This window comes from Ferrovibrio terrae (genome assembly GCF_943372915.1).
GTDB classification, from domain to species: Bacteria; Pseudomonadota; Alphaproteobacteria; order Ferrovibrionales; family Ferrovibrionaceae; genus Ferrovibrio; species Ferrovibrio terrae_A.
In genome coordinates, this window is record NZ_CALSAN010000017.1 from 65,092 (window position 1) to 86,546 (window position 21,455).

Annotated in this window: 26 protein-coding genes and 1 pseudogene; 18 read left to right on the forward strand and 9 right to left on the reverse strand. The window is 64.9% G+C overall.

The window, feature by feature from the left end; all coding sequences use genetic code 11:
- Window positions 1–27 precede the first annotated feature (27 nt).
- From AAG821_RS13305 to AAG821_RS13330, 6 genes are all read right to left on the reverse strand, one after another.
- Window positions 28–633, reverse strand: coding sequence for a PAS domain-containing protein (locus AAG821_RS13305; protein ID WP_341912985.1), 606 nt, complete (start codon window positions 631–633; stop codon window positions 28–30).
- Window positions 634–690: 57 nt separating this feature from the next.
- Window positions 691–1,494: a hypothetical protein gene (locus AAG821_RS13310; protein ID WP_341912986.1), complete on the reverse strand. Its 804-nt coding sequence runs from the start codon at window positions 1,492–1,494 to the stop codon at window positions 691–693.
- A gap of 188 nt (window positions 1,495–1,682) precedes the next feature.
- Window positions 1,683–2,702 carry a CarD family transcriptional regulator gene (locus AAG821_RS13315; protein ID WP_341912987.1) on the reverse strand — a complete coding sequence of 340 codons (1,020 nt, stop codon included), beginning with the start codon at window positions 2,700–2,702 and terminating at the stop codon, window positions 1,683–1,685.
- A 367-nt stretch (window positions 2,703–3,069) separates the two neighbouring features.
- Entirely contained in the window at window positions 3,070–3,417 is a 348-nt protein-coding gene (fdxA, locus tag AAG821_RS13320; protein ID WP_341912988.1) for a ferredoxin FdxA, read from the reverse strand.
- A gap of 148 nt (window positions 3,418–3,565) precedes the next feature.
- Window positions 3,566–3,844, reverse strand: a complete 279-nt coding sequence (locus AAG821_RS13325; protein ID WP_341912989.1) for an RNA-binding S4 domain-containing protein — start codon at window positions 3,842–3,844, stop codon at window positions 3,566–3,568.
- A 33-nt stretch (window positions 3,845–3,877) separates the two neighbouring features.
- Complete coding sequence (locus AAG821_RS13330) at window positions 3,878–4,999, reverse strand: carboxylate-amine ligase (RefSeq protein ID WP_341912990.1); 1,122 nt, start codon at window positions 4,997–4,999, stop codon at window positions 3,878–3,880.
- Between the two features lie 161 nt (window positions 5,000–5,160).
- Here AAG821_RS13330 and AAG821_RS13335 point away from each other — a divergent pair, with 161 nt between their 5' ends.
- From AAG821_RS13335 to AAG821_RS13405, 15 genes are all read left to right on the forward strand, one after another.
- Window positions 5,161–7,470, forward strand: a complete 2,310-nt coding sequence (locus AAG821_RS13335) for a fused MFS/spermidine synthase (RefSeq protein ID WP_341912992.1) — start codon at window positions 5,161–5,163, stop codon at window positions 7,468–7,470.
- Between the two features lie 100 nt (window positions 7,471–7,570).
- Window positions 7,571–8,311 (forward strand): SDR family oxidoreductase, encoded by a 741-nt coding sequence (locus AAG821_RS13340; RefSeq protein ID WP_341898219.1) that lies wholly within the window; start codon window positions 7,571–7,573, stop codon window positions 8,309–8,311.
- A 118-nt stretch (window positions 8,312–8,429) separates the two neighbouring features.
- Complete coding sequence (gene coaBC, locus AAG821_RS13345; RefSeq protein ID WP_341912994.1) at window positions 8,430–9,746, forward strand: bifunctional phosphopantothenoylcysteine decarboxylase/phosphopantothenate--cysteine ligase CoaBC; 1,317 nt, start codon at window positions 8,430–8,432, stop codon at window positions 9,744–9,746.
- Entirely contained in the window at window positions 9,746–10,243 is a 498-nt protein-coding gene (gene dut / locus AAG821_RS13350) for a dUTP diphosphatase (protein ID WP_341912995.1), read from the forward strand. Before coaBC ends, dut begins: the two co-directional genes overlap by 1 nt.
- Window positions 10,244–10,247: 4 nt before the next feature.
- Window positions 10,248–10,700, forward strand: a complete 453-nt coding sequence (locus AAG821_RS13355; RefSeq protein WP_341912997.1) for an Rrf2 family transcriptional regulator — start codon at window positions 10,248–10,250, stop codon at window positions 10,698–10,700.
- Between the two features lie 39 nt (window positions 10,701–10,739).
- A complete protein-coding gene (cysK, locus tag AAG821_RS13360) occupies window positions 10,740–11,720 on the forward strand; it encodes a cysteine synthase A (protein WP_341912999.1) in 981 nt (326 codons plus the stop codon).
- Complete coding sequence (moeB, locus tag AAG821_RS13365) at window positions 11,717–12,487, forward strand: molybdopterin-synthase adenylyltransferase MoeB (RefSeq protein WP_341898210.1); 771 nt, start codon at window positions 11,717–11,719, stop codon at window positions 12,485–12,487. Before cysK ends, moeB begins: the two co-directional genes overlap by 4 nt.
- A 109-nt stretch (window positions 12,488–12,596) precedes the next feature.
- Window positions 12,597–13,178: a PAS domain-containing protein gene (locus AAG821_RS13370; protein WP_341913001.1), complete on the forward strand. Its 582-nt coding sequence runs from the start codon at window positions 12,597–12,599 to the stop codon at window positions 13,176–13,178.
- Between the two features lie 93 nt (window positions 13,179–13,271).
- Entirely contained in the window at window positions 13,272–13,853 is a 582-nt protein-coding gene (locus AAG821_RS13375; RefSeq protein WP_341913003.1) for a PAS domain-containing protein, read from the forward strand.
- A 274-nt stretch (window positions 13,854–14,127) separates the two neighbouring features.
- Entirely contained in the window at window positions 14,128–14,508 is a 381-nt protein-coding gene (locus tag AAG821_RS13380) for an AtpZ/AtpI family protein (protein ID WP_341913005.1), read from the forward strand.
- A 2-nt stretch (window positions 14,509–14,510) separates the two neighbouring features.
- Window positions 14,511–15,266, forward strand: coding sequence for a F0F1 ATP synthase subunit A (locus AAG821_RS13385; RefSeq protein ID WP_341913007.1), 756 nt, complete (start codon window positions 14,511–14,513; stop codon window positions 15,264–15,266).
- Window positions 15,267–15,325: 59 nt separating this feature from the next.
- Entirely contained in the window at window positions 15,326–15,550 is a 225-nt protein-coding gene (locus tag AAG821_RS13390; RefSeq protein ID WP_144068315.1) for a F0F1 ATP synthase subunit C, read from the forward strand.
- 5 nt (window positions 15,551–15,555) lie between these two features.
- A complete protein-coding gene (locus AAG821_RS13395; protein ID WP_341913011.1) occupies window positions 15,556–16,050 on the forward strand; it encodes a F0F1 ATP synthase subunit B' in 495 nt (164 codons plus the stop codon).
- Between the two features lie 14 nt (window positions 16,051–16,064).
- Window positions 16,065–16,550, forward strand: a complete 486-nt coding sequence (locus AAG821_RS13400) for a F0F1 ATP synthase subunit B (protein WP_341899225.1) — start codon at window positions 16,065–16,067, stop codon at window positions 16,548–16,550.
- A 191-nt stretch (window positions 16,551–16,741) separates the two neighbouring features.
- A complete protein-coding gene (locus tag AAG821_RS13405) occupies window positions 16,742–17,011 on the forward strand; it encodes a hypothetical protein (protein ID WP_341913013.1) in 270 nt (89 codons plus the stop codon).
- A 13-nt stretch (window positions 17,012–17,024) separates the two neighbouring features.
- On the opposite strand, the gene AAG821_RS13410 is transcribed toward AAG821_RS13405, so the two are convergent.
- The 3 genes from AAG821_RS13410 to AAG821_RS13420 all read right to left on the reverse strand — a co-directional run bounded on the left by AAG821_RS13410 (window position 17,025) and on the right by AAG821_RS13420 (window position 19,363).
- A complete protein-coding gene (locus AAG821_RS13410) occupies window positions 17,025–17,438 on the reverse strand; it encodes a cyclophilin-like fold protein (RefSeq protein WP_341916307.1) in 414 nt (137 codons plus the stop codon).
- 12 nt (window positions 17,439–17,450) lie between these two features.
- Entirely contained in the window at window positions 17,451–18,386 is a 936-nt protein-coding gene (locus AAG821_RS13415) for a methyltransferase domain-containing protein (RefSeq protein ID WP_341913015.1), read from the reverse strand.
- Window positions 18,387–18,610: 224 nt separating this feature from the next.
- Window positions 18,611–19,363, reverse strand: coding sequence for a DEAD/DEAH box helicase (locus AAG821_RS13420; RefSeq protein ID WP_341899230.1), 753 nt, complete (start codon window positions 19,361–19,363; stop codon window positions 18,611–18,613).
- Between the two features lie 740 nt (window positions 19,364–20,103).
- Between AAG821_RS13420 and rpmI the strand changes: the two genes are divergently transcribed.
- From rpmI to AAG821_RS13435, 3 genes and pseudogenes are all read left to right on the forward strand, one after another.
- Entirely contained in the window at window positions 20,104–20,304 is a 201-nt protein-coding gene (rpmI, locus tag AAG821_RS13425; RefSeq protein WP_144068321.1) for a 50S ribosomal protein L35, read from the forward strand.
- 17 nt (window positions 20,305–20,321) lie between these two features.
- Window positions 20,322–20,690, forward strand: a complete 369-nt coding sequence (gene rplT, locus AAG821_RS13430) for a 50S ribosomal protein L20 (RefSeq protein ID WP_341899234.1) — start codon at window positions 20,322–20,324, stop codon at window positions 20,688–20,690.
- A gap of 128 nt (window positions 20,691–20,818) precedes the next feature.
- Window positions 20,819–21,455: pseudogene (locus AAG821_RS13435) on the forward strand (phenylalanine--tRNA ligase subunit alpha); the annotation flags it as partial.

Consider the following 21,455-nt stretch of genomic DNA (forward strand, 5'->3'; position numbering starts at 1 on the left):
CAGCCGCCAGCCGCTGCGGCCTGCGGATCAGAGTACCGTGCGGGCCGTGGTGGATGTGCCGGGGCGCAGCGGCGGGCGCCAGGGTCCGGCAATGTTGCAGGCGAGGAAGCGGCACACCTTGCCGTCGGGCCCGGCCAGCGGCAGGGCCAGTCGCTGCCAGGATTCCACCGCCACATGGGCCGGCGGGAAATGATGCGAGTAGTAGGAGGCCTGGCGCAGGCAGGCGGCGCGATACAGCGAGCGGAAGAAGATCGAGACATAGTTGCCGCCGTCGATATCCGACAGCAGCCGGCCGGTCATGTCGCGGCCATAGGTTTCAGCCACCTTGGTGCCATAGACGCGGAAGCGGCCATTCCAGCCGTCATCCAGCACATCGATCAGCACGATATGGCCGAGCGCCGGCTTGAGATCGAAGGGTGTCACCGCGCTGGCCAGCGGCAGGGTCGCCTCGCCGCGCAGCCGGTCCCAGTACCCGATCAGAAATCGCAACACGTCATGATCGGTAACCGCACTGGTTGGGGACCAGACCAGCGTTTCCAGTCTTGCGCCACGGGCGGCGAAATAGTCCTTGAGGATCGGTTGCCGGTCATCGAGAAGATCTGCGACCAGCTGCTCCATTTCGGAGGTCTGCATGCGCGCCATGCTACTGGTGCGGCCAGCCGGCGCAACCATCAGGGGTTGGTTTACCGGCTAAATCGCGAAACTTTCAACAATGGCGCCATCCAGGCCGAAGCAGGCGACATTGAGCGGACCGCCAAAACCGGCACCGCCATCCAGGCAGCAGGTGAAGGCATCGAGATGGGCGCCTTCGCCGCGCGGGTTGCCGCCGCTGACCACCCGGCGGAAGCCGGCATAGGGCTGGCTCAAGCTGCGGAAGGCCGGCGAGCCCCACCACAGATGGTCGGCCTGGGCACTGAGCGGCACGGCGGGATCGATGCCGGCATGCACGAACAGCAGTTCGTTGCCGCCGGAATAGGCCGCGCGGCGGAAACAGCCGAACAGGTCGTCATGACCGGGATGTTTGCGGATCGCCGCACGCAAGCTGTTGGTCCAGCGGCTGATGCCCAGCGCGCCTTCGCGCAGGATGCCGCGTGCCTGCTGCGGATCGACATTGTAAGCCTGCAGCACCGGCGCCAGCCCATGGCGCAGCATCCAGTCGAAGACTTCGCCCGGCCCGGGCGCGAACTGGATCTGCAGCAGCTTGCGCCACATCTCCTCCTGCGCGCCGCGCAGATAGACGATGTCTTCCGGCTCGGCGCCGGGCAGGCAGAGGAAATCGCGCCGGAAGGCCAGCAGCGCATCCATGGTGCCGATGGTATCGGTGCCATGGCCGATCATGTTGCCGAGATAGACCAGGCGGTCGCCCGGCAGCAGGCGCGCGGCCAATTCGTCATGGGCGTCGTTCAGGCGTGCGGCTTCGGCATGGATGGCGGCAACCGCCCAGATGCGGCGGGCATGGCGCAGCACGGCAAAAGCCGGATCGGCTTGAGGCACGGAAACAGGCGCCGCCGGCAGGGGCGGGGCGGAAGCGGGAATGGTGCTAAGCGGCGCGGACAAATCGATAACGAATCGGCCAATGAAAAACGGGTCCGGCAACCGATGCTACCGGACCCGCTGAAGAATGCGAGCGAAAAGCCGTGTGATCTTTTCGCGCCTGGTGTGGACACCAGAACGAAACGGAATCAGGCGACCTTGAGAATCTTTTCCAGCTTCTTGCCGGCCGAATCCTCGTCGATCCGTTCCACCGCGGCCAGTTCGCGCACCAGGCGATCGAGTGCAGACTCATAGATCTGCCGCTCGGAATAGCTCTGGTCCGGCTGGCCGGCATTGCGATGCAGGTCACGCACCACTTCGGCGATCGAGACCGGATCGCCGGAATTGATCTTGGCTTCATATTCCTGGGCGCGGCGGCTCCACATGGCGCGCTTGACGCGGGCGCGGCCCTTGAGCGTCTCCAGCGCCGACTTCATCTTCTGCGGTGAGCTGAGCTTGCGGATGCCGACCGAATTCACCTTCGACAGCGGCACGCGCACGGTCATCTTGTCGCGCTCGAATTCCACCACCATCAGCTCAAGCTCGAAACCGGCGATCAGCTGACGTTCGATGCGCAGAATCTTGCCCACGCCATGGGTCGGATAAACCACATGGTCGCCGGCGGCGAAATCGATCTTCACCTTGGCCGGCACCGGCTTCAGCTGCATCGGCTTGTTCTGCTGCTGGTTCTGCTTGGGCTCGGCGGCGGCCGGCTTCACCGGCTGCGGCAGCGGCCGGGTCGGCGGTGCCGATACGGCCATCGGCTTGCTCGACCAGACCGGCTTGGCCGGGGCAACAGGGGCGGCCTTCGCCGCCTGCTTGGTGCTGGCGGCGGCCTTGGCGGCCGGTTTCGCAGTCGCCGGCTTGGCAGCGGCAGACTTGGCCGGTGCAGCGGCCGGCTTGGCGGCGGTTTTCACCGGCGCGGGCGCCGGCTTGGCAGCGGCCTTGGGCGCGGGTTTTGCGGCCGGCTTGGCGGCAGCCTTGGGCGCGGGCTTTGCGGTTACCTTGGCCGCCGGCTTGGCAGGCGCCTTGGCGGCCGGCTTGGCCGCAGACTTGGCCGCCGATTTCACCGTCGCCGGCTTCTTGCTCGATGCGGCCCGTGCGGCCGTTTTCTGGCCGGCAGACTTGGCCGGCGCCTTGCCGGACTTCTTAACTGGGGCTTTCGTCACTGCAACCACCCTCGCGCTTGGCTTTACCCATAGATCTTCCGGTACCGGGACGGGCCGACCGAATAGCCATCGGTTCAGGTTCACGGGAACCCGCTGCCATGGCGCTCTGGTCGAAACCGATCACGCGAACGCAACCTGGAGCTGCAACTTGCCTCCCCTGCAGTCCGGTAGCCGTTCGCCCGGCTGCAAAGGATCGCAAGCCGGGGTTATTCAATCGTTATAAATCTACCACAAAAAGCCGCCCAATGACAGCAACGAACCGGCCGCGCAGGCCGGTCTGGTGCGCGTGAAGGTAGAAATAAGGCTCTTTAGGCTGCGGCTTAGGCGAATTCGCCGGTCCCGGCCAAAGTCTGGCCGGGCCATCCCGTTACTTGCTGGTGCCTTCGGTGCCGGGGTTCGGGCTGAAATGATCCTTGAACTTGCCCTCGACGCCCTTCCAGGCATCGGCATCGGCCGGGGCCTCGCCCTTGCGGGTGATATTGGGCCACTTGGCGGCATAGTCGCGGTTCATCTCGACCCACTGCTCCGCCCGGTTGTCGGTATCGGGCAGGATCGCCTCGGCCGGGCATTCCGGCTCGCAGACGCCGCAGTCGATGCATTCATCGGGGTTAATGACCAGCATGTTCTCGCCGACATAGAAGCAGTCGACCGGGCAAACCTCGACGCAATCCATGTATTTGCACTTGATGCAACTCTCGGTCACGACATAGGTCATCGGCGGAACCCTGGAAGTCTGTAGCTGGCGTAAAAGCGGGTTGGTCTGCTTGGGCCACTGATATGGGGCAGCGGCGGCCCGTCGGGTAGCACAGGCACCCATTCCGGTCAATTATTCGTACACTAACGGTCGGCCGTCAATCGCAGTCTTACGGGATCGGTTCATAGGTCGCCTGGGCTTCCACTGCCGGGCCGCGGCGGACCGGCAGGCTCAGCACTTTCAGCACCTTCACGGCGGCCGGCAACGGCAGGGTGATGACATCATTCACCCGCACCAGCGCATGTGGCTTGTCGACCGGGCGGCCGTTGATGCGGATACGGCCTTTTGTCGCCAGCTTCTGCGCGATCGCGCGCGTCTTGCAGAAGCGGGTCAGCCACAGCCATTTGTCGAGACGCAGTGCATCAACAGGGTCGTCGGAATCGGTCATGCGGCGCGACTATAACGCGCCGGTTCGCAAAGGCTAGGCGGCTGTTGTCTGCGCCAGCCAGTCGACCACCTGGCGCAGTGCCTCGATGCGGCTGGCGCCATCGTTGCGCGCCTGGCGATACAGCGCCATCTGCTGCGCCGCCGATGTGCCGCGTGTGAGGATCGTGCGGGCATGCTGCACTTCGCTCACGCAGCCGAGCGCGTCGGCATCCTCGGCGATCAGCGCCAGCAGGCCCTCGATCACATCGGTAAACGGCACCAGGCGTTTGTCGGCAAAGTCGATCAGGCCTTCGGTGGTGCCGTAGCGCTGGGCGCGCCAGCGGTTTTCCTCGATCAGCAGCCGCGTGTGATTGCGCCAGATGCCGTTCAGCTCCGGCACGCGGCCCAGCGCGCGCACCAGGCAGCGATAGAGGGCGGCGATGCACAGCGTGTCTTCCAGATGGGTGCAGGAATCGGCGATGCGCAGTTCCAGCGTGGGAAAGCGCGTGGAGGGGCGGATCGCCCACCAGACATGACTGGCGTCTTCAATCACGCCGGCCGACACCATGGTATCGATCAGCGCGTTGTAGTCGGCGAGATTGACGAAGAAATCGGGAATGCCGGTGCGCGGCAGCTCGTCATAGGCGGCTAGGCGATAGCCCATCAGGCCGGTGGGCCGCTTGCGCCAGAAGGGGGATGAGGTGCTCAGCGCCAGCAGCGTGGGCAGGAAGGGCAGCACGCGATTCATGATGTCGATGCGCAGATGCGGATCGCTCACCTCGACATGGATGTGCAGGCCGCACATCATGTTGCGCATTGCCAGGAATTGCAGGTCGTTGGCCAGCTTGGCGTAGCGCGGCTTGTCGGTTGGCGTCTGCTCAGACCATTCCGCCATCGGATGGGTGCCGGCGGCAAACACCTGCAGCCCGAAATCCGCGCTGAGCCCATGCAGCGCGCTGCGATAGCCGCGCAGATGCTGGCGTGCCTCGTCCAGCGAGGCGCAGACCGGCGTCACCACCTCGATCTGTGATTGCAGCAGCTCCGGTGTCACCTGCGCACCCAGCAGGTCGCGGGCGCGCCGGATCAGCCCTTTGGGCATGCGCGAGACTGCAGCCTTGCTGGCCGTTTCAGCGAGGAAATACTCTTCTTCGATTCCGATCGTGTAAGCTGGGGTCATGCACGCTCCCTGACAGGCGCCAGGCCGACAAACGGCCGGGGCGGGCAGAAACAACGACGCAGCCGCCAGAAAAATCCCGGCACACCGCCCCAAAATGGTGTTTCTGCTGGCGTCCGTCCGCCATCGCCCTGTACAAAATCTGCAACAGTCGGGGGAACTCAATGGTGCAGTCCGGTATGGGCGCCGCGTCGCGTCCGGTGGCTTTTCTGGCCCGCGTTTCGTTTCTTGCGTTATGTGCCGCCTTCTTTCTCTCGGGCTTCGCTGCGCTGATCGATCAGATCGTCTGGCAGCGCATGCTCGGGCTCTTCGCCGGTTCTGATGCGGTGACCGCGGCCCTGGTGGTGGGGGCGTTCCTGCTTGGGCTTGGCTTGGGCAGCCTTACCGCTGGCGCGATCACCGACCGGCTCGGCATGCGCGCCGCCCTGATCGGCTTTGTCGCTTGCGAAATCGGCATCGGCGTTTTTGCGCTGTGCAGCCGCGCATTTCTCTACGATTTCGTCGTGCAGGTGATCGGCCCGCTGGTGCCCAATCGCTGGGGCATCTTCGCCGTCTGTTTCGCCGGCATCCTGATTCCCACCATGCTGATGGGCGCCTCGCTGCCGCTGCTGGCCAAGGCGGCGATCAACTCGCTGGCCGATGCAGCACCGCGTATCGGCTGGCTCTACGGTCTCAACACGCTGGGCGCCGGGCTGGGCGCGCTGCTCGGCGGCTGGTGGCTGATCGGCACGCTGGGCTATGAAAATTCCCTGCGCGTCGGCGCGCTGTTCAACCTGATCGCCGCCGTCATCGGCCTGGTGCTGTGGCGCAGCGATGCGACACCGGCACCGTCGCCTCAAAAAGAGTCTGCGGTTGCGCCCGCGACTGGCGGTTTCGGCTTCGCCACCTGGGCCGTGCTGGTCTTCGTCTCGGGCTTTGCCATCGTCGCGTTGGAAATCCTGTGGGTGCGGGTTGCTGGCGTGATCGCGCAATACACCGCCTACAGCTTCGCCACGATTCTCGGCAGCTTCCTGCTCGCCGATGGCCTGGGCATGGTGCTGGGTGCGGTGTGGCTGAAAAAACTGCGCGATACACGCGCCGCGTTCTTCGCCGTGCAGGCCTTTGCCACACTCTATGCGCTTGCCTCGATCTGGGGCGTCTACTGGCTCGCCGGCGCGGACTGGTGGGACGGCCTGCTGGCGGCCGAGAATACCCGGCATTACGGCCTGCCGCTGGCTATCGCGCTGGTGGTGACGGTGCTGCTGGTGGCGCCGCCTTCGCTGCTGCTCGGGATTTCCTTCCCGCTGGCACAGCAGGCGGTGCAGACCGATCTCAGCCGGCTCGGCTGGCGCGTCGCGGCCGTGCAAGTGGCGAATATCCTCGGCAACGCGGCGGGCAGCCTGGCGACCGGTCTGGCCGCGCTGCACTGGCTCGGCACCGCCGGCAGCCTCAAGCTGGTGGCATTGCTGGCGGTGGCCCTGCTGTTCTACTGGAGTCTGGCGGCCTGGCGCGAACGCCAGCCCGTCGCCTCGGGCCTTGCCACCGCGCTTGCCGCCGTGCTGGCGGTGGTGGTCGCGGCCTTTCCCACCAATGCGCAATTCTGGTCGCGGCTGCATCAGGCCGCCGAACATCACGACATCCTGGTGGCGGAAGACCGCTCCGGCCTGGCGCTGTTCCGCTTGAGCGGCGACGGCAGCGCCAGTCCGTTTTTCATCCAGGGCTTCACCCAGTCGAAATGGCCTTTCCTGATCGAGCATGCCTTCCTCGGCGCGGTCGGGCCGTTGCTGCATCCCGCACCGGAAGATGTGCTGGTGATCGGCTCGGGCAGCGGCGGCACGCCCTTTGCGGCCGGCGTCAATCCGGCCACCCAGCGCGTGCGTGTGGTCGAGCTGGTCGGTCCGGTATTCGAGGTGCTGCGGGCTTTTGCCGCGCGCGAGCCTGACTCCGCCATTGCCGGGCTGCTCAAGGATCCGCGCTATGAATTTGTCGTCGGGGACGGCCGCCGCGCCATCTTCGCCGCCGATCGCCGCTATGATGTGATCCAGGCCGATGCGATCCTGCCCGAATCCTCGCATAGCGGACTGCTCTATTCGCAGGAATTCATGCAGCAGGTGCTGGCGGCGCTGGATGACGGCGGCATCTATGTGCAATGGGGGCCGACGGCGCGCAGCGTGGCGACCTTCAGTGCCGTCTTCCCGCATGTGGCGATGCTGCAGCCCTTTCCGGTGCTGATCGGCTCGCGCCAGCCGGTGCAGCTGGATCATGCCCGTCTGGCGCGGCTGTTCGCGCTGCCCGAAACCCGGCGCCATTTCGCCGCCGCCGGCATCGACACGGCTGCTGCCGACCGCCTGTTCCGCGATGCGATCCTGCGGGAGCCGGTGGCGATGGAAGCCGGCGGCGCCATGCTGAATGCCGACCTGTTCCCGCGTGATGAATATTACATCAACAACCGGCTGGGGGCGGCGACAGTCACGCGGGCGAAACCGGGCAGCTGAGTGCACCTGTCGCAAACCGCAGGAATCAAGCGGTGATTTCGTGTGACAGGACCACACCGCCGCTGGCGTGCAGCATAGTGTTGCGATAGGTTCTCAGCCCATGTCGGACCGTCAACGCACTCTCATTCTCACCGGCGCCAGCCGCGGCATCGGCCATGCCACCGTCAAGCGCTTCTCCGCCGCAGGCTGGCGGGTCTTCACCGTCTCGCGTCATCCGTTTTCCGAACACTGCCCCTGGGAGGGCGGCGCGGAAAGCCATGTGCAGATGGACCTGAACGATATCGAGCAGTTGCCGGCGATGATCGCCGATCTCAAGACCCGGCTGCCCGATGGCAAGCTCGATGCGCTGGTCAGCAATGCCGCCATCTCGCCCAAGGGACCGGGCGGGTCGCGGCTCGGCGTGCTCGATACCGATCTCAAGACGCTGATGCATGTCTACAACGTCAACCTGTTTTCGGTGGCGCTGCTGGCGCGCGGCCTGTTCGACGAGCTGAAGGCCGCCCAGGGCTCGATCGTTAATGTCACCTCGATTGCCGGCGGCCGCGTGCATCCCTTTGCCGGCATGGCCTATGCCACCTCGAAGGCGGCGCTGGCGGCGCTGACCCGCGAGATGGCCTGGGAATTCGGCCCGTATAATGTGCGGGTCAACGCCATTGCGCCGGGCGAGATCGACACCTCGATCCTGTCGCCCGGCACCGACGAGATCGTGCGCCGGGATATCCCGATGCACCGGCTGGGCAAGCCGGAAGAGGTGGCATCCACCATCTATTTCCTGTGCACCCAGACCTCATCCTATGTGAATGGCGCCGAAATCCACATCAACGGCGGCCAGCACGTCTAATTACCCCTGAAAGCCTTGTAGTTTCCAATCGGGTAGATTAACCTGAAGCACATTCCGGTTGCGTGGTATTGCGCCCTGTCGCATGCCCCACCCGGAGGCCCGGGAACCTGAGGAAACAATGCTGAAGGGCAAGCGGATCCTGCTGGTGATTTCCGGCGGCATTGCCGCCTACAAGGCGCTGGAGCTGATCCGGCGCCTGCGCGAGCGCGGCGTCAGCGTGCGCTGTGCCATGACTGAATCCGCCGCGCAGTTCGTCACCCCGCTCAGTGTCTCCTCGCTCAGTGGCGAGAAGGTGTCCAGCGATCTGTTCTCGCTGACCGACGAAGCCGAGATGGGCCATATCGAGCTGTCGCGCGATGCCGATCTGGTGGTGGTCGCGCCCGCCACCGCCAATATCCTCGCCCGCATGGCCCATGGCCTGGCCGACGACATGGCGACCACTCTTTTGCTGGCCACCGATAAGCCTGTTCTCGTCGCGCCGGCGATGAATGTGCGCATGTGGTACCACCCGGCCACCCAGCGCAATCTCGAACGCCTGAAGGGCGACGGCGTCGCCGTCATCGGGCCGAATGACGGCGAGATGGCCTGCGGCGAATACGGCCCGGGCCGCATGGCCGAGCCGCTGGAAATCGTCGCCGCCATCGAGGCGCAGTTCGGCAAGCCGCTGCCCCGGCATCTGGGGCTGGTGCAGCCGCGTGGTGACCAGCCCGCGACCGTGCAGACCGCCACTGTTCAACCGATTGTGCAGGATCTGAAGGGCCGGCGCGCCATCGTCACCTCGGGCCCGACGCATGAGGCGATCGACCCGGTGCGCTATATCGCCAACCGCTCCTCGGGCAAGCAGGGCCATGCGATTGCCGCAGCCCTGGCCGCGCGGGGCGCCGATGTGACCCTGGTGACCGGGCCGGTGACGCTGCCCGATCCGGCGGGCGTGAAGACCGTGCATGTGGAAGCCGCGCGCGACATGTTCTCGGCCTGCTTCCTCGATCTTCCGGTCGATATTTTCGTGGCAGCAGCCGCCGTCGCCGACTGGCGCGTGGCGGTGGAAGCGTCGCAGAAGATGAAGAAGACCGGCGAACTGCCGCCGGTGCTGAAACTGGCCGAGAATCCCGACATCCTGCGCGCCATCAGCACCACCGATGCCCGGCGTCGCCCGGCCCTGGTGGTCGGCTTTGCCGCCGAGACCGAAAACGTCGTCATGCATGCGCAGAAAAAGCTGCAGTCGAAGGGCTGCGACTGGATTCTGGCCAATGATGTCTCGGACGGCACCGGCACGTTTGGCGGCGACAGCAATGCCGTGCATCTGGTGACGGCCAGCGGCGTCGAGGACTGGCCGCGTTTGAGCAAGACCGAAGTGGCCGCACGCCTTGCGGCCCGCATTGCCGCGTCGTTCAACGACGCACCGATCAAGAAAAACGCCAAGAAAGGTTCGTGATGTCGCGTCCTGTACCCCTGCATGTGCCGATTAAGCAGCTGCCGCATGCGGCCGGCCAGCCGCTGCCGGCCTATGCCACCGAGGATGCCGCCGGTTTCGACCTGCTGGCCGCCGTGGCGGAGTCCATCGTGCTGCAGCCCGGCCAGCGCAAGCTGGTGCCGACCGGGATCAGCATCGCCGTGCCGCCCGGTTTCGAGGCGCAGGTGCGCCCGCGGTCGGGGCTGGCCTTCAAGCATGGCATCACCGTGCTGAATTCGCCCGGCACCATCGATGCCGATTATCGCGGCGAGGTCGGCGTGGTGCTGATCAATCACGGCGATGCGCCGTTCACCATCAATCGCGGCGAGCGCATCGCGCAGATGATCGTCGCCGCCTACAGCCGCGTCGAATGGGTGCCGGTGGCCGAGTTGCCGGAAACCCAGCGCGGTGCCGGCGGATTCGGTTCTACGGGTGTGGCAACGCCCCAAAGCACGCAGAAGACAGCAGCAGGAGACTGACACCATGTTGAAGTGTACGCGGCGCACCATGCATGCGCTGGAAGCCGTGGTCGATATCGCCTTCCACGCGCGGCCGGAGCCGGTGCAGTCCAAGGATATCGCCACCCGGCAGAATGTGCCGCAGCGCTATCTGGAACAGGTGATGCAGCATCTGGTGCGCAACGGCATCCTCAAGGGCGTGCGCGGCCCGCGCGGCGGCTACACGCTGGCGCGCGAACGCCGCCGCATCACGGTGGGCGAGGTGGTGCGCATCGTGTCGGAGCTGGATGCCGAGGGCGAGGAGGATTTCTCCGCCGGCTCCGAACTGGGCCGCCGCACCGTGCAGCCGATCTGGGAAGAATGCCAGGTGGCGATCATGGCGCGGATCGACAAGATCACGCTGGAGGATCTGTGCGCCCGCGCGGAAACCAGTGGCTTTGCCGCCCAGCTTGAAGGCGCCGACAATTTCGCGATCTGACATCAACAATAACCAGCACCGCGACAGCGGGAGGATAGTATGACCCAGGCGCGACCCAACACGATCCGCACCTACAATCCGCCGCGCGGCAAGGTGTATGACTCGATTGTCGATACCATCGGCGCCACGCCGCTGGTGCGCATCAACCGTCTGGCGAAAGAGGCCGGCGCCAAGGCCGATCTGCTGGCCAAGCTGGAATTCTTCAATCCGCTGTCCTCGGTGAAGGATCGCATCGGCATTGCCATGATCGAGGCGCTGGAAGCCGCCGGCAAGCTCAAGGCCGGGTCCACCATCATCGAACCGACCTCGGGCAACACCGGCATTGCGCTCGCCTTCGTGGCCGCCGCCAAGGGTTATCGCCTGATTCTCGTCATGCCGGAAAGCATGTCGCTGGAGCGTCGCAAGATGCTCAAGTTCCTCGGCGCCGAACTGGAACTGACGCCGCCGGGACTGGGCATGAAGGGCGCGCTGGCCCGCGCCGAAGAGCTGCTGAAGGAAGTCCCCGGCAGCGTGATTCCGCAGCAGTTCGAGAATCCGGCCAATCCCGAGATCCACCGCCACACCACAGCGGAGGAAATCTGGGTCGATACGGCGGGCAAGGTGGATGTGGTGATTTCCGGCGTCGGCACCGGCGGCACCCTGACTGGTGTGGGCAGCGTGCTGAAGGCCAAGAAGCCGGGCTTGCGCATGATCGCGGTGGAGCCGGAAGACAGCCCGGTGATTTCCGGCGGCAAGCCGGGCCCGCACAAGATCCAGGGCATCGGTGCCGGTTTCATTCCCGGCAACCTGGATACCAAACTGATCGACGAGATCATCACCATCGGCAACGAGACGGCTTTTGAGACCTCGCGCCGCATGGCGCGCATGGAGGGCATCCCGGCCGGCATCTCGTCTGGCGCTGCGATTGCCGCCGGCCTCGAAGTGGCGGCGCGGCCCGGCATGGAGGGCAAGACCGTGGTGGTCATCATCCCCTCCTTTGCCGAACGCTATCTGTCGACCGCGCTGTTCGACGGCCTGTGAGTGCCGTGTTCAGCAAGGACGAACTCGAACGCTATTCCCGGCATATCATCCTGCCGGAAGTGGGTGGTGCCGGGCAGCAGCGGCTGAAAACTGCGCGCGTGCTGGTGATCGGCGCCGGCGGCCTGGGCTCGCCGCTGCTGCTGTATCTGGCGGCTGCCGGCATCGGTACGCTCGGCATTGTCGATGACGACACCGTGTCGGTGTCGAACCTGCAGCGCCAGGTGCTGCATGGCACCGAGGATGTCGGCCGCAAAAAGACCGAAAGTGCCGCCGTGGCGATTGCCGGCCTCAACCCGCATGTGCGCGTCATCGAGCATACCGAGCGGCTGACGCCGCAGAATGCCGATGCGTTGATCGGCGCCTACGATCTCGTTGCCGATGGCAGCGACAATTTCGATACCCGCTTCCTGGTCAACGACACCTGCTATCGCCTGAAGAAGACCCTGGTGACGGCAGCGATCCTGCGCTTCGACGGCCAGCTCTCCACCTTCAAGCCCTGGCAGGGCGCGCCGCATCCCTGCTACCGCTGCGTCTTCCCCGAGCCGCCGCCGGCGGGCAGCGTGCCAGCCTGTTCCGAGGCCGGCGTGCTGGGGGCGCTGGGCGGCGTGATGGGCAGCCTGCAGGCGCTGGAAGTGGTGAAGGAACTGCTCGATCTGGGCGACAGCCTGTCCGGGCGCCTCCTGCTGTATGACGCATTGCGCGGCGATGTCCGCACCGTGAAACTGCGGCGCGATCCGGCCTGCAAACTCTGCGGCACCCACGCCTGATCCCCCTGGTCCGGCTGGCCTGCCACGATGATGTGGACGAACCTGCCGTGTGGCCTATGATCGTGGCCATAAGCAACGCCGATATGCAGCCGGCGCCAGGGTGGGAATCATGCAGGATGACAGTACAGCGGCATTGACCGCCCATGACATCACCATGGCTGCACCCGGCTGCTGGCCGGGGCTGGTCGATGCGCGCTTTCGCACATTGCTGCGCCACTGGGCCGAGCGCCGTGTCGGCCCGACCGCGCCGCGTTCGGCGATTGATCCGTCTGCCATCCGCGACTGCCTGCCGCATGTCTGGCTCTACAAATACCTGCCTGATGACAATGACTTCATCTGCACCCTGGCTGGCGAGGCGGTGAACGAGGCCTGGGGCCGCAGCCTGATCGGCAAGCGGGCCAGCGTCTTCATGCCGCCGGCCATGCAGGCCCGCGTGCCGAAGCTGTACCGCCGCATGTTGGACCTGCCCGCCATCCAGGTCAGCCGCCGCCGCATCGCACCGACCGATGGCATGGTGCAGAGTGCCGAACGCCTGATCGTGCCGCTGGCGCGCGACGATGGTTCGCCTTACGGCGTGTTCGGGCTGACGCTGTATGATCTCGGCACGCAGACCAGCTTCGTGGATCCGCTGAACATGCAGGGCGCCGTCACCCTGTATGACTGCGCCGGCCTGCCGGCGACACCGCCCTGAACGCCAAGCCCTGATCGGGGTGGCGCCGGTACTGTTTTTCCACAGGGGGGTGCCGCTCGACGGCCAACTCGGTCTCGCCTAGCATGATGCTGGATGAGCAGGCAGACGGATCACGAGTCTCAGGGCGATATCGGCCGGGTCGCCGCACCGGGCCAGTGGCCGGTGCTGCGCGATCCGCGCTTTTTACAGTTGTTGCGCCACTGGGCCAGCAGTCGTGTGGGCCTCTCCATGCCGCGCGACGCGCTCGCGCCGGCCGCGATCAAGCCCTGCCTGCCGCATGTCTGGCTGTTCCAGTATCGCGCCGATAGCGACAGCTTTGTCTGCCGGCTGTCAGGCGAACAGGTCAACGAGGCCTGGGGCACCAACATCACCGGCAAGCAGCCGCAGGATTTCATGCCGGCCGAAAGCGCCGCCATCGCCCACCAGATCTACCGCCGCATCCTGCTGACCCCGGCGCTGCATGTCAGCTACCGCCATATTGCCCCCCGGGCCCTGCAGGAAAAGGGCGCCGAACGGCTGGTGGTGCCGCTCAGCGATGCCCGGGGCCAGCCCTATGGCATCTTCGGCCTGTCGCTGTATCACTTCGACCCGATCACCCAGGCCGGCCACCCGCCCCATGTCGGGCCGGACGTCACCTATTATCCCTGCGCCGACCTGCCGGCCGAGTTGCCCTGAACCGCTGCGCTTCGCGGCCGATTCGGGCCTGGTGTGGCAGATTGTCGCAGTTCGGAGCCCCCCTGCCGGATCGCCGCCACAGTGCAAACAGTGGCCTGCATGCTTTCACGAATAGCCCTGAAAAACCCAAGTGTTGCAAAGGGGTTGATTTGGCAGATGCGAGTGATTCTTAAATCCTGCGGGGCGACCCGGCGGCTTGACGCTGACTCCCCCGGTTTCTATGGTGCCCGCGCTTTCTGGGGGCGGTCGCCCCTGGCGCCGGGGGTATCACGCCATGGCTGAACAGGATCGACCGACAGCGGAAAGCAGCGATGCCGATGATCCGGCCCTCGCCAAGCTCGAGCGCGACCTGCAAGGGGTGCGCGAGCGGCAGGCCGAAGAGAAGGCAAAGCGGCGCCCGGATGCCGATCCCCGCCAGACGGCGACGGTCGGCAAGGCCTGGTCGCTGGCGATCGAGATGGTCGCGGCGGTCGGTGTTTCGGTGTTCATCGGCTGGTGGCTCGACCGCTGGCTCGGGACGACACCCTGGGGTCTGGTTGGTTTTATCCTGCTGGGGATCGCGGCCGCGATGTGGTCGGCGATCCGCACGGGCATGATGATGCAGCGCCAGCAGCTCGCCGACAGCGAGCGCGGCGCGAAAAAGGAAGGGGACTAACAGTGGCCAGCCCGCTTGATCAGTTCAAGGTGAAGTGCATCGCGCTGTGCGGCGAGGGCGGCCAGCTGCAGGCCTTCTCGTTTACCAACGCGTCGCTGTTCATGGTGCTGAGCGTGGTCGGCGCCGTTGTGCTGATGGTCTATGGCATGCGCCAGCGCAGCCTGGTGCCGGGCCGCCTGCAGTCGGTGGCGGAGCTGAGTTACGAATTCGTCGCCAATATGGTGCGCGAGAATGTCGGTCCCAACGGCCGCCAGTATTTCCCCTTCATCTTCTCGCTGTTCATCTTCGTGCTGATGGCCAACATGCTCGGCATGGTGCCCTACAGCTTCACGGTGACCAGCCACATCATCGTCACCTTCGCGCTCGCCATCGTCGTGTTCCTCGGCATCACGGTGATCGCCATTGTGCGCAACGGCATCCACTTCTTCACCCATTTCATGCCGGCCGGCGTGCCGATGTGGCTGGCGCCGATCATCGTGCCGATCGAGATCATCTCCTATCTATCGCGCCCGATTTCGCTGTCGCTGCGCCTGTGCGCCAACATGCTGGCGGGTCACACCACGCTCAAGGTCTTCGCCGGCTTCATCGTGTCGATGATCGGCATGGGCGGCGTGATGTCGGCTTCGGGCATTCTTCCGCTCATCATGGTCACTGCACTGACGGCGCTGGAATTCCTGATCGCCTTCCTGCAGGCCTATGTGTTCGCCATTCTCACCTGCCTCTACCTCGCCGAGGCCGTGAATATGGAACACCACTAAGCGTATCTGTTTTCGTTCAACCGTTTACCAGTTCAAACCTAGAAAGAAGGATGAGTATCATGGATCTTGCTTCTGCCAAGATGATCGGTGCCGGCATTGCGGCGATCGGCATGGGCGGCGCGGCGATCGGCGTGGGTCTGATCTTCGCGAACTTCCTCAATGGCGCGCTGCGCAATCCGGGCGCTGCCCCGAAGCTGTTCGGCAACCTGATGCTGGGCTTCGCCGTGACCGAAGCGCTCGGCATCTTCGCGCTGCTGATCGCGCTGCTGATCCTGTTCGTCTGAGTTAAATGCCTCAGCTCGAAACAGCCACTTTCCTGCCGCAGCTCGTCTGGCTGCTGATCAGCTTTGCCATTCTCTATCTGTTGATGGCAAAGCTGGCGCTGCCGCGCGTGGCTGAGGTTGTGGACGGGCGCCGCAAGCGCCTGGAACACGATCTCGAGGAAGCGGCCCGGCTGAAGCGCGAGACCGAGAAGGCGATCGCCGACTACGAGCAGGCGCTGGCAAGCGCGCGGGCCAAGGCCCAGACGATTGCCGGCGAGACGCGGACCCGGATTGCGGCCGAACAGGCTGCGGTGCGGGCCAAGCTCGAAGCCGAGATCAGCGAACGGACCAAGGCGGCGGAAGCCAGCATCCTCGCGGCCAAGCAGCAGGCGCTCGCCTCGCTGCAGTCGGTCGCGGCGCAGGCGGCATCCGATGTCGTGGCCCGGCTGAGCGGCACGGCGCCGAGCAACGACGCGGTGGAAGCCGCCGTTGCCCAGGCGCTGGCCAAGCGCAGCGCGTAGGACCGGGGGTCAGCATGTTCCAAGATCCGACATTCTGGGTTCTGGTCGCCTTCGTCCTGTTCTTTGCCCTGATCTTCTATCTGAAGGTTCCGGGCAAGGTGCTGGCGCAGCTCGACGAGCGTGGCGCCCGCATCAAGCAGGGCCTGGATGAGGCCGAGAAGCTGCACCAGGACGCGCAGCATCTCTTCGCCGAATACCAGCGCAAGCAGCGCAACGCCCTCAAGGAAGCCGAGGAGATCGTCGCCGCGGCCGAAGCCGAGGCGAAGGCCCTGCTGAAGGACACCGAGGCCGAGCTGAAGCTCAGCCTGGAGCGTCGCCGCAAGCAGGCCGAAGACCGGATCGCCCAGGCCGAAAAGCAGGCGGTGCAGGAAGTGCGCGACACGGCCGTGGAACTGGCGATTGCTGCCGCGACCCAGGTGCTCGGCCAGTCGCTGCAGGGTGCTGCCGCCGCCGCGCAGATCGACCGCGCCATCGGCGATGTGAAGGCCAAGCTGCACTAAGCACGCTTTCAGCTATCGAATACGAAAAGGGCCGCAGCGATGCGGCCCTTTTTCTTTGTAGCTCTCCTCTTGTCGTCCCCGCGCACGCGGGGACCCAGTCTTTCGGTCGTTCTGGATTCCCGCTTTCGCGGGAATGACGATTATGCGGATGTGCTAGGCTGAATTCTGCATTCAGTCTGGAGGGCCACACCATGCATATGCTGATGATGACGATGCTGGGCCTGGCGGTGCTGGCCGCCTTCTGGTTCATCGGCCGCCTGCTCAACCGCCGCGCCGGCCGCATGGTCGTCAACGGCCCTCGGCTGTTTCTGCCGGTATGGGCGGCGGTGTCGTTCTACAATGGCTATGTGGGCGTGACGAAAGCCGGCTATTCGGTGCAGGCCGAACTGCTGGTGCATCTGGTGGTGTTCGGATTGCCGGCCGCCGTGGCGGTCTGGCTGATGTTGAAGAAGCCGATCTGACCGCTTAGGGCGCTCAGTCGATCCGTTCGATCCGCACAGTGACCGAGCCGGGCCGGTCGTAGATCGCGGTGTTGCCGTCGACCTGACCCACGATCATGATGCCGGGATTCGGCACCTCGCCGCGCACGTAATAAATCACAAACCGGTCCGCGTTCCAGATGCCGAGTGTGCCCGGTTGAAAGCCGCGCTGGCGTGCAATTTCCGGCAACGAACGCGGCAGGGTTCCGACCTTCTCCTGCCGCAAATGATCATGCGTTTCCAGCGTGAGCGGCAGCATGCGCGCGAGCGCGCGGCCGGCATCGTTATCGGCCAGGGTCGCCGTCAGCACACCCCAGTCCGAGCTGATGCGGATGCGGCTCTGGGCGGCGGCATCTGTCATGCCGGCAGCCAAAAGGAGTAGTGCGAATGACAGTACGCAAAGGCGCATCGACACCGCCGCTCAATCCACCACGCGGCAGAAGACGCGATACAGCCGGATGATGTTGGCGTCCATGGCGCTGACGCGGATCGCCCAGTGCTCGCCCTCGCAGATCGCCCATTCGCGCTCGTTCTCGTCCACCGCCTTGCCCTTCAGCTTCACTTCCTCGGCATAGTTGGCGAAGGACTCGATCACTGCGGATTTCAGCTCATGGGTGACGTCTTCCATGTAGCAGATGACGAAGTTCAGGCTCTCCAGTTCGGCCTGCAGGCCTTCGGGCGTCAGCAGATGCGGCTTCACCGGCTCGCGGTCCCACCACACTTCATAGACGCGGCTTTCGGTCGATCCGGTCAGCAGGAAATCGGTGAACATCAGCTGGCCGTTCGGCTTCATCGCCGCGCGCAGCTTGGCCAGCAGCAGGCGCTTGTCCTGCACGCTCATCAGCCCGTCCTTGGACAGGAAGACGTCGACACTCTTGCGCTTGAAGTTGAGGTCGTCGAGCGAGCCGACCTTGATATTGGTGCGCTGCTTCACACCCTGGCTCTTGGCCAGGTCGATCGAGGCGGCGGCCAGTTCCGGATCGGGCTCATAGGCGTCGATCCACAGATTCTCACGGGCCATCAGGCGGGTCATGCCGCCCATGCCGCTGCCCAGTTCGGTGATCGACATGTTGGGATTGAGGCCGAGCGGGGCGACCAGCGGCTTCATCAGTTCCTCGCCGCCCGGCTGGTTGAAGCCTTCGCCGAACAGCTTCTGCACCACCTGGCGCCGGCGCGGCGACCAGCTGTCGATGCTGGGCACCTCTTTCGGCGCCTCCTCGACGGCTTCGCCCTCCGCCTGCGCGGGTTCGGCATAGTCCTTGATCGTGTGCTGCATGACATAATCATCGCCATGCCACCAGGCGCGCAGCTTCTCGCGCCAGGTCACTTCCTCGGACTGCTCAGGGCTCTCCTTCACCACCAATGTCGTATCCAGATTCAGACTCGGACAGTCTGCTGTAGCGCCGATATGGTTGATTTTTGGTTGCCGAACGGCGCTACGGCCTTGTCCCCGTGGAAAAATCTGGATCACGGGCGGCGCAAAAACAAGCGCCCGCTGGAGAAGCGGGCGCCTGGGTATACTTTAGATTTGGTTACCTGTTCTTTCGGTCAACCGGGAATCCCCGGGTTGCGCCGCCAGTTTTATCGACGGCCGGCCATGCGTTCCGGCAGCAGGTCCCGCACGCGGCGCCGGGCTTCGGTGTCGCGGATACGGGCCGACTGGGCGGTGGTGATCAGGCGCGGCGCCGGCGGATTGGCCAGCACGGTGACCGGATCGGTCAGCAGGTTGTCGGCCAGCTGCTTGATCTCAGCCGGCAGGGTGGTGGCAAACACGATGGTCTGGCGCTCGGTCGGTGCGGCCTCGAAGATGGCGCGCAGCTCGTTGGTGACGCCGAGTTCCAGCATGCGGTCGGTCTCGTCCAGCACCATGATCTCGAGCTTGTTCAGCTCCAGCTGGCCGGCATTGATCAGTTCGACCACGCGGCCGGGCGTGCCGATCAGGATGTCGATGCCGCGCGACAGCGCCTGGGCCTGCGCCGCCTTGCCGGGGCCTTCATAGACGGTGACCTGGCTCAGCCTGACGAAGCGGCCGTAGGCGCGGAAGCTTTCCTGGATATGCTGCACGCGCTCGCGCGACGTGGTCAGGATCAGCGCGCGCACCTTGCGCGGGCCGGCCGGATGACGGTCGATGGACAGGTGCTGCAGGATCGGCAGGGTGAAGGCGACGGTCTTGCCAGCACCGGCTTCCGCCTGCCCGAGCAGATCGCGGCCCTGAAGCAGATGTGGGATCGCTTTCGCCTGGATCGGCGTTGGCGCGACGTGCTTTTCAGCCGTCAGGGCACGCTGAATGGGTTCAACGAGATCGAGCGAGGAGAATTGATTGCTGTTCAACATCGGCCTGCAAAGGTTCAGTTACGCGGCAGGTTACCACTAAAAGACCGGGCACCGTGAAACTGGTTTTGAGTGACAGTTCGTCCCGGTCCGGCAGCGCCAGAAGCGCGGCGGCGAACGGGGGGTCATGTCACGGAAGCCAGGATCATGAGGTACGGCGGCGTCCGGCGGGGTACCGCGAACCCGCGTGATACTAGCGGTCGTTCCCTGTTTTGCAAGCGCGAAACCTCATGGTGCGACAATCATGTAAAAGCGGCCAAAAATGCCGTTTTTTCATACCTGCCCTCGATCAGTCATGTGGTGACAAGACTGTGGTTTTTCAAGCATATGCGCACAGATTCTGGAGTCTTTCCTGCACTCTCGACCGCCGGCTGCGCTGTGGCGGCCGGGCTGCGCGCCCGGCGGGTGAAACGGGGTCCGGGCCGGGCGACTCGGAAATGGTTAACAGGCTGCGTCGGAGTCTCCGCCGGGACTCGGCCGGGCCCGGATGACCGGGATACGGGCGGTTTCCCTAGCGTAAAGCCCACCTCCGGCGTCCGGCATGGCCTCCGGCAGGGGGCTCCACCGGTTAACGGCCCCTGAGGCCGGAAAACCACAGGGAAATCCATCTGCGGCCGGCCGGGCAATGCGCCTTGCAATCCCAGGGATTGGCCGCTAAAACCGCGCGCTCGTATCGGGCGTTCCGGCTGGAAGGGCTGCCGAGTTCGCCTTGAAGATCACTCCATACCTTCGGAGGTTATGAAATGCCCAAGTTGAAGACCAAAAGCTCGGCCAAGAAGCGCTTTAAGCTCACGGCGACGGGTAAGGTGAAGCGGGCCCATGCGGGCAAGCGTCACGGCATGATCAAGCGCACCAACAAGCAGATCCGGAATCATCGCGGCACCGCCGTGGTGTTTGAAGGCGACGCGCGCAAGATCATCAAGAACTACCTGCCCAACGCCTGAGTTAAGGAGACACTGATATGGCACGTGTTAAGCGGGGCGTTACCGCCCATGCCCGCCACAAGAAGGTCCTGAAGCTCGCCAAGGGCTACCGTGGCCGCAATTCCACCGTCTTCCGCGTCGCGATCGAGAAGGTCGAAAAGGGACTGCAGTATGCGTTCCGCGACCGTCGCGCCAAGAAGCGCAACTTCCGCTCGCTCTGGATCCAGCGCATCAACGCTGCCGCCCGCGAGCAGGGTCTGACCTACGGCCGATTTATCAACGGCCTCGCGCTCGCCGGCATCGAGATCGACCGCAAGGTTCTGGCTGATCTCGCCGTCCACGAGCCCGAGTCCTTCAACGCCCTGGTGGCGCAGGCCAAAGCGGCCCTGCCTGCCGCGGCGGCCTGATCGGCCCGCACTCGCAGTTTCAGACTTAGCGACCGTTTGCGAAGGGGGCCGTCACCACGGCCCCCTTTGTTTTGCCTGCAATACCACTGTCGCGTCGCCGGCTTATCGTTGAGCAGTAAAGAGGAAGCATGACCGAGATCGCCAGACTGGCCGCCGAAACCGAAGGCGCCATTGCTGCCGCCCAGACTCTGGATGCCCTGGAAGAGGCCCGCCTTGCGGTGCTCGGCAAGAAGGGCTGGCTGTCGGCCGCACTGAAAGAACTCGGCACACTGGCGCCTGACGACCGCAAGGCACGCGCCCAGCAGCTGAATGAAGTGAAGAACACCCTCACCGCGGCCATCGAGGCGCGCAAGGCCATGCTGGGCGATGCCGCCATCGAGGCCAGGCTGAAGGCCGAAACCCTCGACATGACGCTGCCGCTCAACGAGAGCGCGGAGCAGCAGGGCCGCATCCATCCGGTCAGCCAGGTGATCGACGAGATCACCGAGATTTTCGCCGCCATGGGCTTCAGCATTGCCGAAGGCCCGGATATCGAAGACGACTTCCACAATTTCACCGCGCTGAACATTCCGCCCGAGCATCCGGCGCGACAGATGCAGGACACCTTCTATCTGCCCAACCGCGGCGCCGACGGCGAACAGATGGTGCTGCGCACGCACACCTCGCCGGTGCAGGTGCGCACCATGCGCGGCGGGCCGCCGCCCTATCGCATCATCGTGCCGGGCCGCACCTATCGCAGCGACTACGACATGACGCACACGCCGA

Bases quoted from the DNA above. Each gene is read 5' to 3' on its own strand.
- AAG821_RS13305 (WP_341912985.1), bottom strand. From the start codon at position 633: ATGCAGACCTCCGAAATGGAGCAGCTGGTCGCAGATCTTCTCGATGAC.
- fdxA (WP_341912988.1), bottom strand. From the start codon at position 3,417: ATGACCTATGTCGTGACCGAGAGTTGCATCAAGTGCAAATACATGGAT.
- AAG821_RS13325 (WP_341912989.1), bottom strand. From the start codon at position 3,844: ATGACCGATTCCGACGACCCTGTTGATGCACTGCGTCTCGACAAATGG.
- AAG821_RS13330 (WP_341912990.1), bottom strand. From the start codon at position 4,999: ATGACCCCAGCTTACACGATCGGAATCGAAGAAGAGTATTTCCTCGCT.
- AAG821_RS13335 (WP_341912992.1), top strand. From the start codon at position 5,161: ATGGTGCAGTCCGGTATGGGCGCCGCGTCGCGTCCGGTGGCTTTTCTG.
- AAG821_RS13340 (WP_341898219.1), top strand. From the start codon at position 7,571: ATGTCGGACCGTCAACGCACTCTCATTCTCACCGGCGCCAGCCGCGGC.
- coaBC (WP_341912994.1), top strand. From the start codon at position 8,430: ATGCTGAAGGGCAAGCGGATCCTGCTGGTGATTTCCGGCGGCATTGCC.
- dut (WP_341912995.1), top strand. From the start codon at position 9,746: ATGTCGCGTCCTGTACCCCTGCATGTGCCGATTAAGCAGCTGCCGCAT.
- AAG821_RS13355 (WP_341912997.1), top strand. From the start codon at position 10,248: ATGTTGAAGTGTACGCGGCGCACCATGCATGCGCTGGAAGCCGTGGTC.
- cysK (WP_341912999.1), top strand. From the start codon at position 10,740: ATGACCCAGGCGCGACCCAACACGATCCGCACCTACAATCCGCCGCGC.
- AAG821_RS13370 (WP_341913001.1), top strand. From the start codon at position 12,597: ATGCAGGATGACAGTACAGCGGCATTGACCGCCCATGACATCACCATG.
- AAG821_RS13375 (WP_341913003.1), top strand. From the start codon at position 13,272: ATGAGCAGGCAGACGGATCACGAGTCTCAGGGCGATATCGGCCGGGTC.
- AAG821_RS13380 (WP_341913005.1), top strand. From the start codon at position 14,128: ATGGCTGAACAGGATCGACCGACAGCGGAAAGCAGCGATGCCGATGAT.
- AAG821_RS13390 (WP_144068315.1), top strand. From the start codon at position 15,326: ATGGATCTTGCTTCTGCCAAGATGATCGGTGCCGGCATTGCGGCGATC.
- AAG821_RS13395 (WP_341913011.1), top strand. From the start codon at position 15,556: ATGCCTCAGCTCGAAACAGCCACTTTCCTGCCGCAGCTCGTCTGGCTG.
- AAG821_RS13400 (WP_341899225.1), top strand. From the start codon at position 16,065: ATGTTCCAAGATCCGACATTCTGGGTTCTGGTCGCCTTCGTCCTGTTC.
- AAG821_RS13405 (WP_341913013.1), top strand. From the start codon at position 16,742: ATGCATATGCTGATGATGACGATGCTGGGCCTGGCGGTGCTGGCCGCC.
- AAG821_RS13410 (WP_341916307.1), bottom strand. From the start codon at position 17,438: ATGCGCCTTTGCGTACTGTCATTCGCACTACTCCTTTTGGCTGCCGGC.
- AAG821_RS13420 (WP_341899230.1), bottom strand. From the start codon at position 19,363: ATGTTGAACAGCAATCAATTCTCCTCGCTCGATCTCGTTGAACCCATT.
- rpmI (WP_144068321.1), top strand. From the start codon at position 20,104: ATGCCCAAGTTGAAGACCAAAAGCTCGGCCAAGAAGCGCTTTAAGCTC.
- rplT (WP_341899234.1), top strand. From the start codon at position 20,322: ATGGCACGTGTTAAGCGGGGCGTTACCGCCCATGCCCGCCACAAGAAG.